Here is a 6361-nt window from a genome sequence, read left to right as displayed (position 1 = left end):
GGCCGCCTCCGCCTCCCCCCCGCGCCGCCCAGCCCGGGCGCGCAGCCGCCGGGCCTGACCGGGGCTGAGGAGAGCCGCCTGCTCGCCCCAGGCCAGCAGGTCGAGGTAGCTCCGCAAGAGCTCCCGCGGGCGGGGGGTTGGACGGGCCTCCAGGGTGTTGACCAGGTCCAGGCAGGGCCGGCCCCCTGTGAGCTCAAACCGCTCGCCGTTCCCCGCCCCCCCTCGGAGCGCCATTCTTCGTATAACCCCTTAAAGGCTCTTGACAGGTTAGAGACATCCACATAGCTTCTAACCCGTGAACTTTATCACACCGGTTAGAAGGAGCCCGAGGTGACCCAGCCCCGCCCGAACCCCGGCCTGGAGCCGTACCTGGCCCTCCTCGACGAGGCCTTCGAACGCAAGGCCTGGCACGGCCCCAACCTGCGGGGCTCGGTGCGGGGCCTGAGCGCGAAGCGCGCGGCCTGGCGGGCCGGCCCCTCCCGGCACAGCATCTGGGAGATCGTGGTCCACGCCGCCTATTGGAAGTATGCGGTGCGGCGCCGGCTCACCGGCCAAAAGCGGGGCTCCTTCGCCTATCCGGGCAGCAACTGGTTCGCCCGCCCCTCCACCCCGGACGACGCGGCCTGGAGACGGGACGTGGCGCGCCTCGTGGAGGAGCATCGGCAGCTCCGAGAGGTGGTGGCCCGCCTCTCCCGCGCCGACCTCGCGGCGGGGGGAGGAGGCAGCGCGCGGATGATCCGGGGCATCGCCGCCCACGACCTCTACCACGCCGGCCAGATCCAGCTCCTGAAGCGCCTGGGCCCGCGCTGAGCGGCGGGATCGGAGCCGCGGACGGGCCTCAGCCCGAGAATTCCGCGATCACGGGAGCGTGGTCCGAGGGCTGCTTGCCCTTGCGCTCCTCGCGGTCGATGGAAGCGGCGCGGCAGCGCTCGGCGAGGGGCGTGCTGGCCAGGATGAGGTCGATGCGCAGACCCTGATTCCTGGGGAAGGCCAGCCTCCGGTAGTCCCACCACGAGTAGAGCCCCGGCTCGGGATGATGGAGACGCAGAGTGTCGGCCAGGCCCCAGCGCCGCACCTCTTCGAGGGCGGCCCGCGCCTCCGAGTGGAAAAGGACGGAGCCCGCCCAGGCCGCGGGATCGACCACGTCCCTCTCCTCAGGGGCCACGTTGAAGTCCCCGCCCAGGACGAGAAGCTCGTCCCGGCGGCAGCGCCGGTCCAGATACTCGCGCAGGCGGCGGAGCCATTCGAGCTTGTAGGCCCACTTCTCCGAACCCACCTCCTCCCCGTTGGGGGCGTAGGCGCAAACCACGCGCAGGCCCCCTACGCGGACGGAGATCAAGCGGGCCTGCTCGTCGTCGTCGCCCAGTCCGCGTTCGACGTCGCGGGGCTCCTCGCGGGAGAGCACGGCCACCCCGTTGTAGGTCCGCTGGCCAAGGACGGCCGCGTGGTAGCCGGCCTCCCGGAGCGCCGCGAAGGGGAAGGCCTCCTCCGCGACCTTCAGCTCCTGCAAGCACACCACGTCCGGCTGAGCGGCCCCCAGCCAGCGGACGAGCCGCGGCTCCCGGGCCCGGATCGAGTTGACGTTCCAGGAGGCTATCTTCAACGCCGCCACTCTACTCCCCGAGGGCGGGGCCGGGCCAGGGGCGAGGGAGCGCGCGACGAATGGCGAGGAAACGCTGCTTCCCGGGCACGGCGCCCGGGAGCGCCTCCCGGGGTTGCGGGGGAGGAGGGGCGCGGGGTCCCGCTAGGGGGGCGAACTCAGGAGGTCTTCTTCTTCGGGGCCCCGGGCTCCGGCGGATTGTTCAGCACCGTCCAGTAGAGACCGAGCTGGCGCGCGGCGGTCACGAAGCCCTCGAACTCCACCGGCTTGCGGACATAGCTGTTGGCGCCCAGCTCATAGGTGTTGGCGATGTCGGTCTGCTCCGTCGAGCTCGTCAGCATGACCACCGGCGTCCGCCGCGTCCGCTCGTCCTCCCGCATGCGCTTGAGGACGTCGAGACCGTTCAGGAGGGGCAGTTTGATGTCCAGCAGTACCACCACCGGCTGGTCCGTCGGGTCGCGGCCGGCGTGGGCCCCCGTGCCGAAAAGGTAGTCGAGAGCCTCCACGCCGTTGCGCGCGACCACCACCGGGTTCGTGATCTTGGCCTCCGTCAGGGCCATCACCGTCAGCTCGACGTCGTCGCGGTTGTCTTCCACGAGAAGGATGGGCCGGTTGTTCATGGATTGCGCTCCAGAGTGAAGTAGAACGTCGCCCCTTCGCCGACCGTCCCTTCGGCCCATATCCGTCCACTGTGGCGGTTGACGATCCGCTGCACGGTGGCCAGGCCGATTCCCGTGCCCTCGAAATCCGCATCGCTGTGAAGCCGCTGGAACGCACCGAAGAGCTTGTCCGCGTACGCCATGTCGAAGCCCGCCCCGTTGTCGCGCACATAGAAGGCCGCCCCCGCGCCATCCTTGAGCTTGCCCACCTCGATGCAGGCATCCTCCCTCTTGGCCGTGAACTTCCACGCGTTGCCCATCAAGTTCTCGAGCACGATGGTCAAGAGGTGGGGATCCGCCTCCGCGGTGAGGTCCGCTTCCACGCGCACACGCACCTCCCGTACCGGCGGCCGCGTCGCCAGCTCGGCCGCCACCCGACCCGCGATCTCGCTCAGGCTCACCTCTTGGCGGACCAGATCCCGACGGCTGACCCTGGCCAGCCCGAGCAGGTCGTCTATCAGCCTGGCCATCCGCTGGGTCCCGGCCCGCACCCGCTCCAGGTAGTGACGACCCTGTTCGTCGAGCTGGGACCCGTACCCGCTGAGGACGGCCTTGCTGAAGCCGTCGATCCCCCGCAGGGGAGCCCGGAGGTCATGAGACACCGAATACGAGAACGCCTCCAGCTCCTTGTTCGCGGCCGCCAGGTCGTGGGTCCGGGCCTCGACGCGCCTCTCCAGGTCGACGCGGGCCTCCTGGAGGTCGGAGTTCTGCCGCTCGATCTGGTCCAGCATCTCGTTGAAGGTGCCGATGAGGGAGCCGATCTCGTCGTTGCCCTCCGACTTGGCCCGCACCGAGTAGTCCTTCTGGGAGGAAACGGTGCGCGCGGTGTTGGCCAGGTTCAACAGCGGCCTGGAGATCGTCTTCTCGACGATCCGGGAGATCGCGATGGCGAGGAGGAAGGACCCGGCCAGGATGACCATCACCATGCCCGCGTAGCGGCGCTGACGGTCGGCCAGCTCATCCAGGTCGGCGCGGATCAGCAGCGTGCCCACGGTCTTTCCCTCGAACCGGATGGGCTCGGACACGAGGAGCTCGCCGGCCGTGAAGAGGTATCCGGCCGGAATCTCGGGAGAAGGGTTGAGAAGCGTCGCCGCCGACCCGCCGTCGCGGGCATAGCTGGCGAGGGGCCGGCCCCCCTTCTCGGCGACGATGAGGGCCGCCGCTACCGCCGGTTCTCCCCGCAAGCCGCCCAGGGTGGCGCTCGCGGCCTCGGTGTCGTTGAAGAGGAGGGGCGAGACGCTGTTGAAGCTGATGATGTGCGCCTCGCTCAGGATGCGGCGCACCATCGACTCGCGGAAGCTGTGCAGATCGTAGGCGAGGAAGGCGATGCTCGCCGTCACCAGCGCCGTCACGCTGCTCAGCATGCCGATGCTGGTCAGCTTCCGCCGGATGCTCATCCCGCCCAGGAGGTTCATCTCAGACGCCGTCACCCTTGGAGATGACACGCAGGGCCAGGCGGATGAGCTGAGAGCTCATCTTGAGGTGCGCGCGCTCGACTTGGTCCAGGTTGATGTCGAAGCGGACGAGGTCGTTCTTCAGCTTGAAGGTGATCATCCCGCCCCGGTCCGAGAAGCCGTCCATCTCGCCCACGGTGAGAACGCTGGTTCCCTCCAGGGCCTTCAGGATCTCCGCCAGGCGGGGCCGCTCGGACGAGCCGATGAAGAGGATCTGGAACTTGCCCGCGGCCTCCGGGGCGCTGATCCGGCGGACCTCCACGTTTCTGTCCAGAATGGTCTTTCCGGCAAAGGTGCTCTCCAGGATCCCGCCGAAGGGGTCCTCGCCCAAGACGGCGACGGTGAAGGCGGGGCCGAGAGTGCGCTCGTCCGGCCAGTGCACGAACTTGGCAAAGTTGTAGAGGAACGCGGCTTTGACCTGGTACTCGCTCGCCCGGGGGGCCTCCCGCGTGTCCACCGCCTGGGCCGAGGCGAGCAACAAGAGAACGGCCAGAGTACCCGAGCCCGGGAGCCTTACCACCGCCACCGGGCCTCGCCATAGATGGACCGCGGGATCTCAACCGCGGTGGGGCCGCTGCCGAACTCGAGGTGATGGTCGCGCAGGAGGTTCTGGCCCACCACGGCCAGCTCGAGCTTGGCCACGACCGGCCAAGCGAGGCGGGCGTCCAGGGCCGAATAGGCGGGTGTCTTCTGGGAGCGGATGGCGTCGACCCACCGGAGGCTGACGTCCGCGTCCAGGCCCGCGGGAAGCCGCCAGGAGGAGCGGATGCGGGCGATGTGACGGGGGCTCGCCTCGTCGGTGGGGACGGAGGTGAGGTCCGTGCTGCCGGGCTGGGCCATGAGGCTCATGCTCAGGTAGGAGTACTCCGCGGCCATGGTCCAGGACCTGGTCAGTTGCGCGAGGGAGGAGAGCTCCAATCCGGAGGCATGCCCGCCGAGCATGTTCGCGAAGCGGAAGGGAAGGATCTGGCGGCCGGGGGCCGGGATGGGCGTGCCGCTCTCGATGCTGAGGAGGTCCGAGTAGCGGTTGTAGAAGAGAGCGAGGTCCAGGCTCAGCCGATCCGTGGGCCGGACACGGTACCCGGCCTCGTAGGCGACCACACTCTCGCTCGTGAAGGAGTCATTCCCGGAGATCTGCGCGAAGACGGGGAGGGTGGGGCTGAAGGACGCGGTCAGAGAAAGGTCGCGCTCGATCCGGGAGGGCGTGCGCACGGCCCGGGTGATGGCGGCCCAGATCGCCTGACGAGAACCCGGAGACCACAGCAAGCGACCGCTGGGTTGGAGCTCGAACCCCGTGTACTCGTTCCGCTCCAGCTTGGTCCCCAGGCTGAGCGTCAAGCGATCCTTCACGAGCGCGATCTCGTCCTGGACGAAGAGGCTGAAGATGTGATCGGTCCGGTCCGGGGGGACGAAAGCTATGGTATCGGCCCCCTGCCCCCGGCCGGAGGAGAACCGATAGCCAAGACCCCAGACCACCTTCTGGCGGGCGAGGCCGAACTGGTCCTGGATGTCGATATTGAAGGTGTCGCGAGTCTCGTGAAAGGTGGGCTCCAATCGACGCGTGCGGTCGTAATAGGAGGTGACGGCGAGACTCGACCCCAGAAGCGAGTGATCCCACCGGGCCAGCAGGTTGCCTCCCGAGAGCTCCGCGGGGGTGTCCACCGTGCGCTGATAGGGGGGCGAAAAGGAGGTCAGCGCGGTCCGCTCGCCCGCTCGGCCGTTATAGATGTCTCCCTGGACGGTCAGCCGGTCGCTCGAGGGAAGCTTCCAATCGGAGCGGAATCCGCTCTGAGCCATGTGCCACCCGTCGAAGTCGTCGCCGCTGGCGTGATATCCAGGCTCGCGGTCGAAGTATTTGCCGTAGACCCGGTAGCTGCCCGTGTCGCCGACCGTTCCGCCATAGCGCGCGCCGACGAAGCCCCGTTCCTGGTTCCCACCCCCCCCGTAGACGAGCCCGCCCTGGGTGTCCCGGGAATTCTTCGTGATGATGTTGACGATCCCGTTCACCGCGTTCGCGCCCCAGAGGGTCCCCCCGGGCCCCCGCACGACCTCGATCCGCTCGATGTCGTCCAGGACCGTGTCCTGCACCTCCCAGTACGTGCCCGCGAACAGGGGGGTGTAGAGGCTGCGCCCGTCCATCAGGGCGAGCTCGGAGCGCGAGAGGCGACTGGTGAAGCCGCGGATCCCCACCGCCCATTGATTGGAGTTGATGCGGGCCACCTCGACCCCCGGCGCCAGCCGAAGAGCCTCCGGAATGCTCGTGGCCCCCGAACGTCGAATGTCCTCCGCGGTGATGACGTAGACCGCGGCCGGGGTCTGGAACAGCGGTTCTTCCTCCTTGGACACCGAGGTGACCCGGGTCTGCGCGAGCTCCTCCAGGCTGATGGAGGTCAAGTCGCGCTGGTTGTCGGCCAGCAAGGAGGTCGTGGAGGCCAGAAAGACGAGAGGGAGGAGCGGGGCTGGAAAAACGAGAGACTGGCGGGGCCGCCCTGGGCTCGACACATGAAACATGAAGCTGGTCCCCCCGGGCGCCAACGAGCTATTCGTTGCGCCGATATGCACTTAACATCGAATGTGTAGAAACATGATACTCCTCATTTCCACATCTTGTGCTGGAAATAGCTAGTATTGGACGAGGGGGGCGATGA

7 protein-coding genes are annotated in these 6361 nt (G+C 68.2%); 1 reads left to right on the top strand and 6 read right to left on the bottom strand.

Annotated elements, in window-relative coordinates:
- Positions 1–234: ABATE domain-containing protein (locus VN461_20060; GenBank protein ID HXB57069.1), on the bottom strand; the 234-nt coding region annotated here is incomplete at its 3' end.
- Between the two features lie 96 nt (positions 235–330).
- On the opposite strand from VN461_20060, the gene VN461_20055 reads away from it, so the two are divergent.
- Positions 331–810, top strand: a complete 480-nt coding sequence (locus VN461_20055; GenBank protein HXB57068.1) for a DinB family protein — start codon at positions 331–333, stop codon at positions 808–810.
- 28 nt (positions 811–838) lie between these two features.
- On the opposite strand, the gene xth is transcribed toward VN461_20055, so the two are convergent.
- The 5 genes from xth to VN461_20030 all read right to left on the bottom strand — a co-directional run bounded on the left by xth (position 839) and on the right by VN461_20030 (position 6224).
- On the bottom strand, positions 839–1603 hold the full coding sequence (xth, locus tag VN461_20050; protein HXB57067.1) for an exodeoxyribonuclease III: 765 nt from the start codon (positions 1601–1603) through the stop codon (positions 839–841).
- A 155-nt stretch (positions 1604–1758) separates the two neighbouring features.
- Positions 1759–2220: a response regulator gene (locus tag VN461_20045; GenBank protein HXB57066.1), complete on the bottom strand. Its 462-nt coding sequence runs from the start codon at positions 2218–2220 to the stop codon at positions 1759–1761.
- Positions 2217–3674 carry an ATP-binding protein gene (locus VN461_20040; GenBank protein HXB57065.1) on the bottom strand — a complete coding sequence of 486 codons (1458 nt, stop codon included), beginning with the start codon at positions 3672–3674 and terminating at the stop codon, positions 2217–2219. The genes VN461_20045 and VN461_20040 overlap by 4 nt, the downstream gene beginning before the upstream one ends.
- Position 3675: 1 nt before the next feature.
- Positions 3676–4239 (bottom strand): YfiR family protein, encoded by a 564-nt coding sequence (locus VN461_20035; GenBank protein ID HXB57064.1) that lies wholly within the window; start codon positions 4237–4239, stop codon positions 3676–3678.
- Positions 4227–6224: a TonB-dependent receptor gene (locus tag VN461_20030; GenBank protein HXB57063.1), complete on the bottom strand. Its 1998-nt coding sequence runs from the start codon at positions 6222–6224 to the stop codon at positions 4227–4229. The genes VN461_20035 and VN461_20030 overlap by 13 nt, the downstream gene beginning before the upstream one ends.
- Positions 6225–6361: the final 137 nt, after the last annotated feature.

It is taken from the genome of Vicinamibacteria bacterium (genome assembly GCA_035570235.1).
GTDB lineage: Bacteria > Acidobacteriota > Vicinamibacteria > Fen-336 > Fen-336 > DATMML01.
Note: the sequence above shows the minus strand (reverse complement) of the source record. Positions and strands in the feature narration are given on the sequence as shown.